22 protein-coding genes are annotated in these 13,078 nt (G+C 56.1%); 10 read left to right on the top strand and 12 right to left on the bottom strand.

Annotated elements, in window-relative coordinates:
- Positions 1-111 precede the first annotated feature (111 nt).
- Genes U5A08_RS15425 through U5A08_RS15415 form a run of 3 tightly spaced genes read right to left on the bottom strand, consistent with a single transcriptional unit; the run spans position 112 to position 2,050 of the window.
- Positions 112-561 (bottom strand): MaoC family dehydratase, encoded by a 450-nt coding sequence (locus tag U5A08_RS15425; RefSeq protein WP_040266821.1) that lies wholly within the window; start codon positions 559-561, stop codon positions 112-114.
- 17 nt (positions 562-578) lie between these two features.
- Positions 579-1,412 (bottom strand): 3-methyl-2-oxobutanoate hydroxymethyltransferase, encoded by an 834-nt coding sequence (gene panB / locus U5A08_RS15420; protein WP_040266819.1) that lies wholly within the window; start codon positions 1,410-1,412, stop codon positions 579-581.
- Positions 1,413-1,426: 14 nt separating this feature from the next.
- Positions 1,427-2,050, bottom strand: a complete 624-nt coding sequence (locus U5A08_RS15415; protein ID WP_425262803.1) for a LysE family translocator — start codon at positions 2,048-2,050, stop codon at positions 1,427-1,429.
- 133 nt (positions 2,051-2,183) lie between these two features.
- Here U5A08_RS15415 and U5A08_RS15410 point away from each other — a divergent pair, with 133 nt between their 5' ends.
- Positions 2,184-2,639, top strand: coding sequence for an Lrp/AsnC family transcriptional regulator (locus U5A08_RS15410; protein WP_040266815.1), 456 nt, complete (start codon positions 2,184-2,186; stop codon positions 2,637-2,639).
- A 343-nt stretch (positions 2,640-2,982) separates the two neighbouring features.
- On the opposite strand, the gene U5A08_RS15405 is transcribed toward U5A08_RS15410, so the two are convergent.
- The 9 genes from U5A08_RS15405 to U5A08_RS15365 all read right to left on the bottom strand — a co-directional run bounded on the left by U5A08_RS15405 (position 2,983) and on the right by U5A08_RS15365 (position 7,459).
- Complete coding sequence (locus tag U5A08_RS15405; RefSeq protein ID WP_321847316.1) at positions 2,983-3,306, bottom strand: DUF2388 domain-containing protein; 324 nt, start codon at positions 3,304-3,306, stop codon at positions 2,983-2,985.
- A gap of 93 nt (positions 3,307-3,399) precedes the next feature.
- Complete coding sequence (locus tag U5A08_RS15400) at positions 3,400-3,726, bottom strand: DUF2388 domain-containing protein (protein WP_253400393.1); 327 nt, start codon at positions 3,724-3,726, stop codon at positions 3,400-3,402.
- An 80-nt stretch (positions 3,727-3,806) separates the two neighbouring features.
- Positions 3,807-4,076, bottom strand: a complete 270-nt coding sequence (locus U5A08_RS15395; protein ID WP_321847315.1) for a superinfection immunity protein — start codon at positions 4,074-4,076, stop codon at positions 3,807-3,809.
- 178 nt (positions 4,077-4,254) lie between these two features.
- Positions 4,255-5,091, bottom strand: coding sequence for a DUF3037 domain-containing protein (locus U5A08_RS15390; RefSeq protein ID WP_321847314.1), 837 nt, complete (start codon positions 5,089-5,091; stop codon positions 4,255-4,257).
- Positions 5,088-5,831, bottom strand: coding sequence for a HipA family kinase (locus U5A08_RS15385; protein ID WP_321847313.1), 744 nt, complete (start codon positions 5,829-5,831; stop codon positions 5,088-5,090). Before U5A08_RS15385 ends, U5A08_RS15390 begins: the two co-directional genes overlap by 4 nt.
- 29 nt (positions 5,832-5,860) lie before the next feature.
- Positions 5,861-6,133 carry a hypothetical protein gene (locus U5A08_RS15380; RefSeq protein WP_321847312.1) on the bottom strand — a complete coding sequence of 91 codons (273 nt, stop codon included), beginning with the start codon at positions 6,131-6,133 and terminating at the stop codon, positions 5,861-5,863.
- Positions 6,134-6,352 carry a hypothetical protein gene (locus U5A08_RS15375; RefSeq protein ID WP_321847311.1) on the bottom strand — a complete coding sequence of 73 codons (219 nt, stop codon included), beginning with the start codon at positions 6,350-6,352 and terminating at the stop codon, positions 6,134-6,136. It lies immediately after the preceding gene.
- A 5-nt stretch (positions 6,353-6,357) separates the two neighbouring features.
- Complete coding sequence (locus U5A08_RS15370) at positions 6,358-6,582, bottom strand: hypothetical protein (RefSeq protein WP_321847310.1); 225 nt, start codon at positions 6,580-6,582, stop codon at positions 6,358-6,360.
- Between the two features lie 4 nt (positions 6,583-6,586).
- Positions 6,587-7,459: a S24 family peptidase gene (locus tag U5A08_RS15365; RefSeq protein ID WP_321852232.1), complete on the bottom strand. Its 873-nt coding sequence runs from the start codon at positions 7,457-7,459 to the stop codon at positions 6,587-6,589.
- Positions 7,460-7,542: 83 nt separating this feature from the next.
- On the opposite strand from U5A08_RS15365, the gene U5A08_RS15360 reads away from it, so the two are divergent.
- From U5A08_RS15360 to U5A08_RS15320, 9 genes are all read left to right on the top strand, one after another.
- On the top strand, positions 7,543-7,782 hold the full coding sequence (locus U5A08_RS15360) for a helix-turn-helix domain-containing protein (protein WP_321847309.1): 240 nt from the start codon (positions 7,543-7,545) through the stop codon (positions 7,780-7,782).
- An 83-nt stretch (positions 7,783-7,865) separates the two neighbouring features.
- Positions 7,866-8,288: a phage regulatory CII family protein gene (locus U5A08_RS15355; RefSeq protein ID WP_321847308.1), complete on the top strand. Its 423-nt coding sequence runs from the start codon at positions 7,866-7,868 to the stop codon at positions 8,286-8,288.
- Positions 8,289-8,355: 67 nt separating this feature from the next.
- The gene (locus U5A08_RS15350; protein ID WP_321847307.1) at positions 8,356-9,129 is read left to right on the top strand and encodes a Rha family transcriptional regulator; all 774 of its coding nucleotides are present in this window, start codon (positions 8,356-8,358) and stop codon (positions 9,127-9,129) included.
- A complete protein-coding gene (locus U5A08_RS15345; protein ID WP_321847306.1) occupies positions 9,129-10,097 on the top strand; it encodes a DnaT-like ssDNA-binding domain-containing protein in 969 nt (322 codons plus the stop codon). Before U5A08_RS15350 ends, U5A08_RS15345 begins: the two co-directional genes overlap by 1 nt.
- A complete protein-coding gene (locus U5A08_RS15340) occupies positions 10,078-10,860 on the top strand; it encodes an ATP-binding protein (protein ID WP_321847305.1) in 783 nt (260 codons plus the stop codon). Before U5A08_RS15345 ends, U5A08_RS15340 begins: the two co-directional genes overlap by 20 nt.
- Before the next feature lies 1 nt (position 10,861).
- The gene (locus tag U5A08_RS15335; protein WP_321847304.1) at positions 10,862-11,377 is read left to right on the top strand and encodes a hypothetical protein; all 516 of its coding nucleotides are present in this window, start codon (positions 10,862-10,864) and stop codon (positions 11,375-11,377) included.
- On the top strand, positions 11,374-11,643 hold the full coding sequence (locus tag U5A08_RS15330) for a hypothetical protein (protein ID WP_167655238.1): 270 nt from the start codon (positions 11,374-11,376) through the stop codon (positions 11,641-11,643). Before U5A08_RS15335 ends, U5A08_RS15330 begins: the two co-directional genes overlap by 4 nt.
- Positions 11,640-12,275, top strand: a complete 636-nt coding sequence (locus U5A08_RS15325) for a recombination protein NinG (RefSeq protein WP_321847303.1) — start codon at positions 11,640-11,642, stop codon at positions 12,273-12,275. Before U5A08_RS15330 ends, U5A08_RS15325 begins: the two co-directional genes overlap by 4 nt.
- Complete coding sequence (locus U5A08_RS15320) at positions 12,272-12,949, top strand: bacteriophage antitermination protein Q (RefSeq protein ID WP_321847302.1); 678 nt, start codon at positions 12,272-12,274, stop codon at positions 12,947-12,949. Before U5A08_RS15325 ends, U5A08_RS15320 begins: the two co-directional genes overlap by 4 nt.
- The last annotated feature ends 129 nt before the right edge of the window (positions 12,950-13,078 follow it).

Here is a 13,078-nt window from a genome sequence, read left to right as displayed (position 1 = left end):
CTGTCAGCCAGTTCAGTTCCAGGCCGGATAATGAGTTTCAATAGATAATGCATGCTGAACTGTCTATTCCAGAGTTCGGTGGGATACGTTGATCACAGCATCGGGCCAAACCTAATCGCCTGGGGTTGCCGCGAGAACCGCCCTTTCAGCCTCGCTAGGAATCACCCCTGTAGTTTCAGCCAGCAGCACAGCTTGGCCGGTGCTGTTCTTCACGATGACTTCGGCTTCCGCTCGATGTCGGTCATCAATCCGGACAATTGTCCATACGCAGGTCAACTCCTCCCCAACATAGACAGGCCGCTTGAACTTGAAGCTCATTGATGTAGCCAGCCAACCCAAGTGCCCGCCAATCTCGGTGATCAAAGTCGCAGTAAGGAGTCCTTGAGCGATGGTGCCGTCAAAACCTTTAGCAACAGCGTATCCGGCATCGGAGTGGACTGGGTTGTGATCATGCGATAGTGCTTCGAACTGAACGATGTCCGCCTCCGAGAAGGTGCGCTTGATCTCGAATGTGTCGCCCTGTTCAAGCCCTTCAATCGCCCTCTGGCGTATCGCGTTCATTGGACTCTCCTGCCGCATCAAAAAGTGTGCTCAGATCCTGGGAATGATCCTGACTCCACATCCTTAGCAAAGGCTTGAGCAGCGTCATTCAACACCTTTCGCACATCAGCGTATTGCTTGACGAATCGAGGCAACTGACCTTGCCGCAGACCTGCCATGTCCTGCCATACCAGTACTTGAGCGTCACAGCCGTTCCCCGCCCCGATTCCAACGGTGGGAATGCCAACTGCCTCGGTGATTCGGCTTGCAACCTCGCCTGGCACCATCTCAATGAGCAGGCCAAACGCTCCTGCGCGCTCAAAAGCCATCCCTAAATCAATCAACCTTTGCGCGTCTGAGCCCTTGCCCTGGATACGGTAACCGCCCAGTTGATGCTCTGCCTGCGGAGTGAATCCAATATGGGCCATCACTGGAATCCCTGCGGCCACCAGCTTCTCGACCTGGGGGAGCATCTCAATTCCACCTTCGAGCTTAACGGCGTGCGCGCCACCTTCTTTCATAAAGCGCACGGCTGTATGGAAGCATTGCTCAGGTGACCCCTGGTACGAACCAAAAGGCAGATCGGCAATGATCAATGCGCGCTTGGTAGCCCGCGAGACCGCGCTGACCAAGGGCAACATTTCGTCAGCGGTTACTGCCAAGGTCGAGTCATAGCCGAAGACGTTGTTACCGGCTGAATCGCCGACCAGAAGCACAGGAATTCCTGCCTCCTCAAATATGGCTGCGGTGTACATGTCATAAGCGGTCAACATGGCCCATTTTTGGCCCCGCGCTTTCATCTGGTGTAGATGAGGAATTCTTACCCGCCCACGATTTTGGCTAGCGTAGGGGGCGGTGGTCTGTTCAGACATTGGTTTACCTTCCATTAAACGGTCAGCCGGTCAGCCGCGAGGACGACAGCGATGAGAATCATTGCGGCCCCTGAGATGCGGCTTACATTGAGCGCGGCCCCAGGTCGAGAAGTCAGTACTGCGCGGGCGCCATATCCCACGGCCAGATAAACGACTCCGCAACTGAAAGCATGGATGAGCCCTAGCGCAATGATCTGGACTGCAACCGGCCAAGCGGCAGACGAATCAGTAAACTGAGGCAGCAAAGCCAGGAACAGCAGCAGCACTTTTGGGTTCAGGCCGCTCACACAAAGTCCCTTGAATGCCCAGGTGATCCAGCCTCCATCATCTGCGGCGTACCCTTGAGCGGGAACTGAGGGTTTGAGCAGCATGTTAAAGCCTAACCACAAGAGATAAGCAGCCCCCATCAGCGTAAGCGTCAACAACGCATAAGGGATTTTCACCAGCAAGCCACCCACACCCGCCGCTACGATCAATGTCGCGAGAACATGGCCTGAGAGCATGCCCAATACCGCAGGCACCACGGTATGGCCTCGCAAACCCGCTGAAATGGCGTAAGCCCAATCAGCCCCTGGGGTGATAACAAACAGAAACGAAACGGCCCAGAAGGCCATCATCAAAGAAGCGCTCACGATCAATTTTCCTCTCGCTCATCACCAGTACGGCACCTTCGGCCCTGGTAGAAACTGAGAGAGAAGGATAAAGAAAGTCTGGTGTTATTATCTTGCGTAGTTACTCGCAGAGCCCTGAGGCCGTGGAAGGTTTTACGAAATGGATCGAATTGATAGGAAGATTCTTGCGGAGCTACAAGGAGATGGTCGCCAGTCACTCACGGACTTGGCCGAGCGCGTGGGGCTGAGCTTGTCCCCTTGCCATCGACGAGTTCGCGCTTTAGAAGAGGCTGGAGTGATCAAGGGATACCGCGCCCACCTCTCTGCCCCCGAGCTAGGGCTCAATTTCTCTTCACTGGTGTTCGTGACGTTACAAGAAGGGCATCAGCAGGCCGTAGCAGACTTCGAAAAAGCCTTACCAAGCATTCCCTACATCGTCCAAGCTCAACGACTGTTTGGTGATCCGGACTATCTGCTAATGGTCGTAACCGCAGACCTTCCGGCGTTTCAGAAGCTCTATGATGAGGAGCTATCGAGGCTGCCAAATGTACAGCGGCTAACCTCGACCTTGGTAATGAAACACGTCATCACAGATCGCCCACTGCCGTTGGAATGAGCGCCACGAATCCGGTTGTGTCAACCTGACTTCACCGGACGCTTACGTATGGCCGCTGATCGATAGGCTTTGAGAGTACGCTTTCCAGATACAAGAAGCCCGGCGCTGGGCTGTGTTATCTGTTGACTCGGGCGAGGGAGTATTCAGGGGAGGGCATTGCCTTGTCTCCACTAGAGGGCATGGAAAGCGAAGCAGCAGGCAAAAAAAAGCCCGCTTGTGGGCGGACCAAAAGGGAATTCTTCAACTGAGTAGCGCGACTTTGCACTCTGTCCTGTAAATGCCAGGTGAAAAGGATGTCGCAGAAACGAAAGGTATGGTGCGGCGGTTAGTTTGAAGGTCGAGCTCAGAATGAAGTCGCGATTGCTGAGGCGAGTTGATGGTCAGTCATCAGCGGTGGTGCGTAGGTCGTGTGATAAAAGCGTACTGCCTGTTCAAATTGTGCGCCGCGAATCTCGCCTTTTGAGCCGATGAACGCAAGTGCGTCAGCCTTTGCAGGCTTGAAGTTATTTGAGGCCAGCATGGTAAGTCCGGTAGTTCCCGCAACGGTGTAGGTTGGAGCCATTAGCACTGACAGCATCGAGTTATTGTAGGAGTCATCGGACCCCTCTGAAGCATGAGCATTGATCGATACCATAAGGGCTGCTGCTACAATCTTCCATGTGTCCATTCTTCGATGCTTCCATTGCGGCCTTAGTGGGACGCTACCATAGCAGAGTGCGTTCTTGCTGGGACAAGAGGAGGGGACAGTCTTACGCCGACATCAGAACGAGGTCGCGATCGCCTGCGCCAGTTGCATGTCAGACATATGGGGCGATGTGTAGGCCGAGCGATAATACCGGGACGCCTGCTCAAACTCCGCGCCGCGAATCTCCCCGTCCGAACCGATGAAGGCCAGAGCGTCAGTCTTGGCTGACTTGAAAATCTCAGGCGGCTCGGTCGTGAGGGATGTGGTCGCCCCAATTAAAATGGTTGGCGCGGAAATTGTGAGAAATATCGCGGCAGCGATAGGGTTGGCGCCATCACCTGATACGGCCTGAGTGCTGACAGATGCCAGTAGGGCGATCGCCAGAGTCTTCCATGAGTCCATTCTTCGATGCTTCCGTTGCGATCCGAGGGCGCCACCATAGCAGAGTAGGGTGCTTGCCAGAAGCAAGACGCGCCGCCACATTATTCGTTTGAAACCAGAAGCACTAAAGCCCTGTAAAGCGCTAAAAACCAACCGATGCCAGTCCAGCCAGCAAGCAGGTTCAGCTTGAATATCGATATACGGGCTTTCTTGGCATAGCCGATTGCAGATATCGAAGGGTAGAGATACAGCGCTAACGCGCTGGAGAAGAACAGAGTGTTGGCAGGTATGGCGACCTCGCTGCCGCCGCTGCTAACCAGGTAGCTGAATGCGCACAATGGAATCAGAATACCAAGCCCAAAAACTTTCACCAAAACGCCTTCTACGCATAAATGTAATCAAGCCTTTTAGTGGCGTAATGGCATCAATGTACGTAGGGGCATATGAATTGGGTAATGGAGAAAAACTATCCGCTGGATAGGCAGATACAAGAAGCCCGGCGCTGGGCCGGGCTTGACTGCAAACAGCCCGCCAAAACGGGCTAGACTATTAATGGATTGACTCTGGTATCCCTTTCTTGATCTCTTCGAGGAGGCTGCTTCGGCTTTCAGCGGTGCTTGTAACCCTAACCCCCGGAAAGCCTTTGAGTTCCTGGCAAATTTCCCGAAACGCTTTGAGCAGCTTGGTCTTACCTTCCTCTGGCGGGCTAGCAATGAACAGCGTGTCTTGTGCTAGTTGCTCAGCAGAGCTCAGGCGACGAACCTTGGATATCCACGCATCGCCATGCTCAATGATCTTTGATGGCTCGTCGTGACCCAGGTGAATTGGCTTCAGTGCCTGAACGGGTTGCGCGCCATTTATCATCACGAATGGAAACTTGACCGGGTAATCAGCCGTGCCCAGCTTATGTTCGCTATAGCGCTGCTTTAGGTTGCTGGCCGATAAGAGCTTGCCAAGCTGGCGTTCCAAAATGGTTTCTTGGTACTCCTTGGTCGCGAAGCTGTGGTTCACGTAGTGATCAAATAGTTCGCTGACTGCCTGGTTGGCGTTTTCAATTGCCATCGTTCCAGGATCGCTGAAGCGCATCATCGTCTCGCGAGGATGAACAAGGTGCTTAAAGGTGCCAAGAAGCGAGTTCAGATTAGACCTGTTTGCAGTGAAGAAGCCACTAAGCCTCGTTAGCTCTGCCTCCATCTCGCGTCGAGCTCTGAGGAAAATCTTAGAATCCAGGCTAGGGAAGAAATTGGTGACACGCTGGCGCTTTTTCTCAATTTTGAAGCGAAAGTCTCCGTTATCGGCTATCAGGACGATACCAATATTCACAAATTCGCCTGTTTCCGGGTAAGGCAAGAACCGCAAAATTGAGTAGTTGCAAATGTGTTTCATAACTCTCCCCAGAACCGCTCTTCCTTGAACACTTCCAGCATTTCCAGCCTTTCAGCTACCGTCGGCTCTGTTAGATCGATGTTATCACTGTCGCGATAGAGCCAGTCGTCTGGCAGAAGGGCAGTGATCGTACCCCAGTCGCCTACGGCCTTACTAAGGATTTCCATGTGCTCCTGACGAACGACAAGGTCTCTGAAGAATGACCTGCACTCGCGAAAAACATGCGTCTCCATCAAGTCTGTGCCGCTGAATGTTCTGTCAAACGCCATATTGTGATCTATGACGCTCAGGCTTCCTGATGAGTCCAAGATTAAATTTACGTTGCCTCCTAGTTCGCCGAGGCACCGGTCGCCGTTTCTAACCCATAGGTCGAATAGGAGAACGCGCCGCCGCAGATCGACCGGCGTGCGATCAATATTGCTCACACTGAAGTCGGATGCATTCTCGACCGCTCTTGATGCAAATGCCAAACCCCCGCCTAGGTCGGTAACATTTGGTATAGCACTGAAGGCGATCAGCTCATTAGGCACACGCATCAACTTCCAGTCAGGGATGGGTAGCCCCAGGCGAATTCCGAGTTCCGCGCCGAGCACCTCGGAAATGAGCGCAGGGCCTCCGGCCTTCTCCAGCCCTTTCACGAAATAGGGCGCCCCATCATCACCTCGCACAATGAAAGGCTTTATGGAAATTCCCTGATGGCTTTGCCTGATTATCTCAACAGCTGTAATGCTCTCAGGCATTAGGTTTCTTCCATGCTCGAATGCGTCGCTTAAAAAATTTGAGTAGGCTGCACGCCTAGGCCTCGAGTGATATGCCCGGCCTTCACCTCATCCGCATAACCGCTGAGCTTTTCCTGATGGGCAGCGAGCAGGGCACACATCTTCATCAAGGCGATGGCATCTTCCGGTGATTTGGCGAGCCCCGCGACAGTGGTCAGCTCGGCTACCGACCAGGCTATAACTGCCGTCGCGTCTTCAAGGTCGTAGAACAGCTCCTGCTGGGCGGTCCTGGGGCCGTCGAGCTTTTCCATCAAATCTGCCATTTACCCGTCCTTCCCATAGAAGTGGTTCAGCGCTATCAGCTCAAACACAGCCACGAAAACGCAGAGCATGAGGAAGCCAGGGCTGAACACGCGCTTACGGCCGGATGAGCCCCAGCTAAGCCCGGCTGCGTCGGAGTAGCCGGGAATCATCATAAGCAACGCCAGGCAAGCAATGACCCCAACCTTGCTCCAGAAGCTCTGATTTCGCCATGCAGTCATTTGCGCTATTCCGCGACCCGCTTTATTCGGCCGGCCTTCACTTCCTCGGCATAACCCACCAACCTGTCGGCTTCCTCATAGAGCGTGCCCACCAGCCCCATCAGGGCTATGGCATCGGCATCGCTGAGCTTTTCCGCCAGCTTTCCCAGGTCGATACAGGACTGCTCAAGGTTGAAGGCGATGGCCTTGAGGTCGCGGCGTAGCTGCTGGTTTGGTTTGGTCAGAGCCATGGCGTTATACTGGCTGTCCGTTCCACACGTAGAGCACCCGAGCCAGGATGTGGGTGTCATCCACTCGGATGTCCTCGGGGTCATGGTGCTTGTTGTCCGAGATCATCTTGAAGCGATCCTTGCCTTTCTTCTGCAGGCGCTTCACGTACAGCATCTCGTCGTGGGAGAAGAGGTAAATACCGTCTCCAGTGAACTCCCGGATCGTGATGTCCACGAGCAGGGGGTCGCGATCTTTGATCGTCGGCGCCATCGACTGACCCCACCCAGTGATCATCTTGAGGTGGAAGTGCTCTTTGAACGTGACGCCCATCTCGCGCAGGTGCTTGGGGCTGACCCGTATGTCCTGAAGCATCTCTGGGAATTCGTGCGGGATCTGCCCGCCGCCCATCGCTGCGCGCACGTCGTAGTGGGCAATCCAAACCTCATCGCCGACCTGTCCGGGGCGAGAGAAGTCAACGGTGATTACGTTGCTCGATTTCGTCTCGGCTGTATCTTGGGCAGCCTCGGTAATTTTCTGTTTTGCCTCGTCAGAAAGGCCAGCGCCATGCTTGGCAAGCATGCGGCGAACTAACTCGGCGGCCGACTTCGGCTCTTCAACCCTGAACTGGTCATCGGCACCCACTTCCCCCTTCAAAGGGTAATCGGCCGATCCGAATTGAAGCCACTCAATCTTCACACCCAGGAAGTCTGCTATAGCCCGCATTTTCGCTGGGCCAGGCATTGACTCGCCGTTGAGCCATTTGCTGGCAGCCTTTGGCGTCACCTTTGTCACTTCCGCTAGGCGAGCGCCAGCTCCCCAATCATCAACACCCTTGGAAGCCAAGGATTGCTTTAGGCGGGCAACAAAAGCGGCGCGAATATCTTCTATGTGAACCATACGTTCACTATCGCATGCGCTTGCGTGTACTTTCAGTTCCGACATAATATGTACCGCAAGTTCATATATGACTCGGAGGCCTTATGCGGTCGCTCAAGAAATCGATTGAAGATGCCGGTGGTGTTCCGTCCGTGGCTATGGCCTGCGGGAAGACCCCGCGCGCTATCTACAAGTGGCTTGTTGCCGACGCATTGCCGCGCACCGAGTACACCGGCGAAACCCAATACGCCAAGAGAATTGCAGAACTGGCTGCCGCCAATGGCAAACCGTTCGAACCTTCTTGGCTTCTTTCTGAGGCTCATCCGAAGAAAACCGCCGCCTGACATCCCTGCCCACCGCTCCATTAAGCAAATGATCGCCTCTGCACCTAGCAGGGCGCCACGTAAAGAAATTCGAGGTTTTAGGCATGCAGGACTTTTTAAGGGCTTGTGACACCGCCGTCGAAGAGGCGAACACCAAGAATCTCGCCATGCTGATGAGCATGCCGCCGGTAAGCCTGCTTCAGCGCGCCAATGCGAATTACGACGGTGCCTGGTTCAACGTCAAGCACTTGTACTCCTTGCTGCTTCACACGGAAGACATGCGGCCCTTGGCTGCCCTGGCTGGAGAGTTCGGTTATTCGATCACGAAAACCACTCAGCCCATGGCGATTGACATCCATGAAGCGCTCGGGCGCGCAACGCTGGAGTTCGCCGAAATCACTGTCGAGACACATGCGGCGATGGCCGACGGCCGATGCGATCAGGTTGATCGCACCCGAATCCTTCGCGAGATCGATCACGCCGAGAAAGCACTGGCGCAACTTAAGGCCTCGGTGAAGGCCGCCTGAATCCCAGGCACAAAAAAGCCACCGGACGAGGGTGGCTGATTCGATAACACTTTGTGAGGCCGATTATATGCAAACCCAGCCACATATCAATAGCGCTACAGATCTCGCGCCACGTTTTCCGCAATCTGAAAACGTGGCGCGCAAAACTATGACCTCCCGCGAGATCGCCGAGCTGGTCGAATCTCGCCACGACAGCGTGAAACGCACCATCGAGAGATTGGTCGAACGGAAGGTTATTGGTTCTCCACCAATGGTGGAATACCTCGACGGCCTCGGTCGCCCGGCCGCCGAGTACCTGATATGCAAGCGGGACAGCTTCGTTGTTGTCGCGCAACTCAGCCCGGAGTTCACTGCCGCCCTCGTTGACCGATGGCAGGAACTGGAAGGGCAGGTTGCGCAACCACAACAGCTCTCCACCATCGAAATCCTGCAGATCGCCATGGAGTCTGAAAAGGCCCGCTTGATGCTCACCGCCCAAGTTGAGCAGCAGGCCACGAAGATCCACTCCCTGGAGAACCTCTTCAAGGAAGGCATGACCCATACCCAGTTCTGCAAGGCCCTGAATGGGGTCAACAATTACTTGGAAGCGCGCAACTGGCTCTACAACGAGAGCAAGTCCGGCACCCGTCACCGTGTTGGCTCTTACGCCCGCGACAAGTACATGACTGAACACCAGGTCGAGGTCACGCCTCACGGCAAAGATCCCTTCATCTCCTACACGCCTGTTCTGCTGAAGAAGGGCGCGGCACGCCTGTACGACCTGTACCTGGCCGGCGAACTGCCCATGAAGAAGACCTGGGACGGTTTATTTACCCACGACAAAGCACTGAGGGCTGCGTAATGGCCAGAGCACGCAACATAAAGCCCGGCTTGTTCAGCAACGAGCTGCTGGTCGAGCTTCCGGCATTTGACCGCCTGGCCTTCATTGGTCTGTGGTGTCTGGCAGATCGGGAAGGGCGCCTCGAGGATCGCGTGAAGCGAATCAAGATCGAACTGTTCCCGTGCGATGACTACGACGTGGAAGAAGGCCTCGCACGCCTTGCTGCCGCCGGGTTCATTTCTCGCTATCAGGTCTCGGGCTTCTCCGTCATTGAGATCGTGAACTTCCAGAAGCACCAGAGCCCGCACGGCTCGGAAAAGGACAGCACACTCCCGGACATTAACGGTTACCTCACTGTTTACGAACGGAAAAAGAACGTTGTAGTCGCAGGCTCTCAACGTAAGGTTCTTGTTGGTGAACAGACTTTTAACGTTAAAGAACCGTTAGAGCACGTTAACCCACCGTTCGATAACGCCCTGATTCCTGATTGTGGAATCCTGATTCCTGATTCCGTATTCACTGATTCTCCGAATCAAGACGAACACCACTCTCTCAACGCGGGCGAGGAAACTCCAGATTCCAGCAGTGAGGCGGGCGGCGCTTTCGAAGGCTTCGATGACCTTGAGGACCGTCCACCGGAAGAGTCCGAGAAATCTGTCGACCCAAAGGCCCCAGTGGAAATGACCCTGGAGTGGATGCCTGACGCCAACCTCTTGAAGACTTATGCCATTCACTACGGCATATCCCCTGACCTGTTTACCAAGGAGGCGGTGGCGCCATTCACCGCTCACCATGAAACCGATGGCGGCCTGAATACTCAGGCTAAGTGGGTATCCCTCCTGGTGAAGTGGGTCAAGAACGACCAGACCCGGGCGAGCAATATTCGCCAATTCCCGAAGCCACAAGCCATCTCCCGTCACACTCTGACCGAGAGCCGCGATTACAAAGCGGGCACCAAGGAGAACGCCAATGGCACGTTCCGTCTCTGACCTCGGCCCGCACCTGGACCGCAAGTTCGGCGTCATTGGCCGTCAGCCGGCGCGCTGTGACACACACGGGGAATACTCGGCGGTAATGCTCAGGGCTGGCGGTGTTTCTGGTTGCCCGATCTGCGCCAGTGATAAGCGCGATATGGAAGAGCTTGAGCGCAAGCGCTTTCAATTCCGGACGCTGCAGCACGACGCCGCCAAGATCCCCAAGCGTTTCGCGGATAAGTCATTCGCCGGCTTTGTTGTGTCTTCTCCCTCCCAGCAAGTCGCTCTGGACGCCTGCATGGAATACGTCGACAACTTCTCGAAACACAAGCGGGAAGGGCGCTGCATGTTGCTCCTTGGCAAGGTCGGGACAGGCAAGACGCACCTGGCCACGTCAGCGGCGAGCTTTCTGATCAACGAGCGCATGGTCAAGGCGATCTACCGCACTGTCGGCTCCGTCATTGGCGATATCAAGGCGACCTTCAGCGACAAGTCTGGCGACTCCGAGGCTCACATCATGCGCGAGTTGATCGGCGCCGACCTATTGGTGCTGGACGAAGTGGGCGCCACCAAGCAAAGCGAGTTCGAACTGGCCACGCTATTCAGCATCATCAACGGCCGCTACGAGCAGGGGCGCCCGATGATCATCGTCAGTAATCTATCGCCCGCTGAGCTGAACGATGCCCTGGGCGTGCGCTGTGTAGACCGCATCCGCGAGAACGGATGCATTGGCGTGGCGTTTGAGTGGGAATCTCAGCGCGGCAAGGAGGGGTTCTGACATGACCAAGCCGGCAAAGCCCCGCCCAATGCCCGTGTACCTAGTTCTGCGCCGCCTGGTCGATCCAGCGACCGGAAAGGAGGTGGCCGCGTTCGTGCCGTCATCCGACGCCGACCGGTCGATCCTTCGCGAGCGGGATTTCCGGATCAACACGAAGATCCGCGCCGACCTCAAGCAGCCGCGCAACCCACGGTTCAATGGCTTGGTCCACGGCCTTGGCCGGGTGCTGAGCCAGAACATCGACCGGTTCTCCGGCAAGCAGTCCCACGACGCAATCAAGGCCCTGCAACTTGAGTCGGGCGTGTACTGCGACGAGGAGCTGTTCGACATTCCCGGCCTGGGCCAACTCACCCGTAAAACACCCCGCAGCCTTTCCTACGACTCGATGGGAGAGGAGACATTCCAAGATTTCTGGCGCCAGTGCTGCGCGTACCTGGTGCTGAATGACTGGCCAACGCTCACGGAAGAGCGACTGACCGAAATGGCAGAATTTGAAGCATTTAAGGAGGCCGCATGAGCCATAACTTCAAGCCGGGCGACCTGGCGTTGACGCTGGTTTCGAAATACCAGATTCCGGCTATGGCCACTGTGTCGCTGGTCGTGTTCATTCCTGCCGGGGAGGGTGCGATCGAGCCGGATGGCTGTTTGTGGTTCGCTCCGCACGCAGGATGGGTCGTTGGACGTGATGATGAGGACGGCTACGGATTCTTCAGGGCAGCAGACCTGATGCCATTGAGGGGCGACTTTACCCCAGAGTTGCATAAAGCCAAGGAGGCTGTATGAAGCGCACCCCACTACAGCGCAAAACCCCGCTCGCGTCCGGCGGTCCACGCCGCCGGCGCTGCCCAGCGTGCCGAGTGATGTTCGTCCCCGTCCGCGCCTCCCAGGCCGTATGCGGGGAGATCGAGTGCGCCATTGCTCATGGGCAGTCGGAGAAAGGCCGGGCGATCGCCGGGAAGGCCTTGGCAGAAGTAGGGCGCCGCGAGATCAAGGTCCGCAAGGAGAAGCTGAAGAGCAGGGCGGATCACCTGCGCGAAGCCCAGGCGGCGGTGAATGAATACGTGCGTCTCCGTGACGCGCACCTGCCCTGCATCAGCTGCGACTCCACGCCGAACGATAACGACCTCATGACTGGCAGCCGCTGGGACGCCGGGCACTACCGGTCTGTCGGCGCCTGCCCGGAGCTGCGCTTCGAGCCGCTTAACATCCACCGCCAGTGCGTGAAGTGCAACCGCAACCTGTCCGGCAATGCCGTGGAGTACCGCATCCGTCTGGTGCTGCGCATCGGCGCCGAAAAGGTTGCGTGGATCGAAGGGCCTCATGAGGCGCGCAAGTACACCGTCGAAGAGATCAAGGCCATCAAGGCTGAGTACAGGGCAAAGACCAGAGAACTTAAGAAGGGGCAGGCAGCATGAAACTGATCAACGCAAGGCAGGTATGGACCGAAGCTCAGCACGAATCGAACGCGTCGATCAGCGCTGTGGCGATCGACAAAGCGCAATCGGCATCGATCAAAAAGGGGCAGCGCATGCGCCGCGCCGAGGCCGTGTTCGCTGCGCTGGGGGATGACAAGGAAGAGCGTATTCAGGTCGTGCGCCAGAAGATCAGCATCAGCGAGACGCGCGGCACCCCGTCAGGACGATCCACGGCCAGGGCAGCGCACCTGGCCACGATCGGCAAGGTGCTGCGGGCCATCGACACGCTTCCGTTCCAAGTCCAGCAGTTTGGGCACTACCTGTATCACCCGGCGATGAACATGAAGCACCTTCTGAACGCGGTGCTGCTGGTCACGGCCAAGGCGGCGCTACCAGACCTGACATCGGCCAAGCGTGTGAAAGCGCAGTACCTGGTTACCCTGGCCCTGCAATCGTATAAGGGGGAGGTGCATGGCGCGGCAGAGTGGGGGCCGGCGCGTGTCGCTGCTGAGATGATGACGTTCTTCGGGGCGTCAGTAGATCAAAACAACTGGAACCGGGACTGGCGAGATCTGTGGATTTCCCTGAGAAAGGTCATTGAGGAGGTGGATATACAGGCGCAACAGCCAATCTGGCAGGTGATCCACTCGGAAAAAGATCAAGAGGCGGCATAATGTTATTGACATGAATGAATAATGCGGGTACTTTTCCCATAGTGCACAAGTAACGCGAAACGCACACGAAACCATGAACCCGGCCAAGCGCCGGGTTTTTGTATTAAAGGTTTCAGCTTTGCAGACGAC

This window comes from Pseudomonas paraveronii (assembly GCF_963681955.1).
GTDB classification, from domain to species: domain Bacteria; phylum Pseudomonadota; class Gammaproteobacteria; order Pseudomonadales; family Pseudomonadaceae; genus Aquipseudomonas; species Aquipseudomonas paraveronii.
The sequence above is the reverse complement of the archived record's forward strand: the minus strand, read 5'-3'. Positions and strand labels throughout refer to the sequence as shown.

Coding starts and splice junctions, on each gene's coding strand:
- U5A08_RS15425 (WP_040266821.1), bottom strand. CDS start 561: ATGAACGCGATACGCCAGAGGGCGATTGAAGGGCTTGAACAGGGCGAC.
- panB (WP_040266819.1), bottom strand. CDS start 1,412: ATGTCTGAACAGACCACCGCCCCCTACGCTAGCCAAAATCGTGGGCGG.
- U5A08_RS15410 (WP_040266815.1), top strand. CDS start 2,184: ATGGATCGAATTGATAGGAAGATTCTTGCGGAGCTACAAGGAGATGGT.
- U5A08_RS15405 (WP_321847316.1), bottom strand. CDS start 3,306: ATGGACACATGGAAGATTGTAGCAGCAGCCCTTATGGTATCGATCAAT.
- U5A08_RS15400 (WP_253400393.1), bottom strand. CDS start 3,726: ATGGACTCATGGAAGACTCTGGCGATCGCCCTACTGGCATCTGTCAGC.
- U5A08_RS15390 (WP_321847314.1), bottom strand. CDS start 5,091: ATGAAACACATTTGCAACTACTCAATTTTGCGGTTCTTGCCTTACCCG.
- U5A08_RS15385 (WP_321847313.1), bottom strand. CDS start 5,831: ATGCCTGAGAGCATTACAGCTGTTGAGATAATCAGGCAAAGCCATCAG.
- U5A08_RS15380 (WP_321847312.1), bottom strand. CDS start 6,133: ATGGCAGATTTGATGGAAAAGCTCGACGGCCCCAGGACCGCCCAGCAG.
- U5A08_RS15375 (WP_321847311.1), bottom strand. CDS start 6,352: ATGACTGCATGGCGAAATCAGAGCTTCTGGAGCAAGGTTGGGGTCATT.
- U5A08_RS15370 (WP_321847310.1), bottom strand. CDS start 6,582: ATGGCTCTGACCAAACCAAACCAGCAGCTACGCCGCGACCTCAAGGCC.
- U5A08_RS15365 (WP_321852232.1), bottom strand. CDS start 7,459: ATGGTTCACATAGAAGATATTCGCGCCGCTTTTGTTGCCCGCCTAAAG.
- U5A08_RS15360 (WP_321847309.1), top strand. CDS start 7,543: ATGCGGTCGCTCAAGAAATCGATTGAAGATGCCGGTGGTGTTCCGTCC.
- U5A08_RS15355 (WP_321847308.1), top strand. CDS start 7,866: ATGCAGGACTTTTTAAGGGCTTGTGACACCGCCGTCGAAGAGGCGAAC.
- U5A08_RS15350 (WP_321847307.1), top strand. CDS start 8,356: ATGCAAACCCAGCCACATATCAATAGCGCTACAGATCTCGCGCCACGT.
- U5A08_RS15345 (WP_321847306.1), top strand. CDS start 9,129: ATGGCCAGAGCACGCAACATAAAGCCCGGCTTGTTCAGCAACGAGCTG.
- U5A08_RS15340 (WP_321847305.1), top strand. CDS start 10,078: ATGGCACGTTCCGTCTCTGACCTCGGCCCGCACCTGGACCGCAAGTTC.
- U5A08_RS15335 (WP_321847304.1), top strand. CDS start 10,862: ATGACCAAGCCGGCAAAGCCCCGCCCAATGCCCGTGTACCTAGTTCTG.
- U5A08_RS15330 (WP_167655238.1), top strand. CDS start 11,374: ATGAGCCATAACTTCAAGCCGGGCGACCTGGCGTTGACGCTGGTTTCG.
- U5A08_RS15325 (WP_321847303.1), top strand. CDS start 11,640: ATGAAGCGCACCCCACTACAGCGCAAAACCCCGCTCGCGTCCGGCGGT.
- U5A08_RS15320 (WP_321847302.1), top strand. CDS start 12,272: ATGAAACTGATCAACGCAAGGCAGGTATGGACCGAAGCTCAGCACGAA.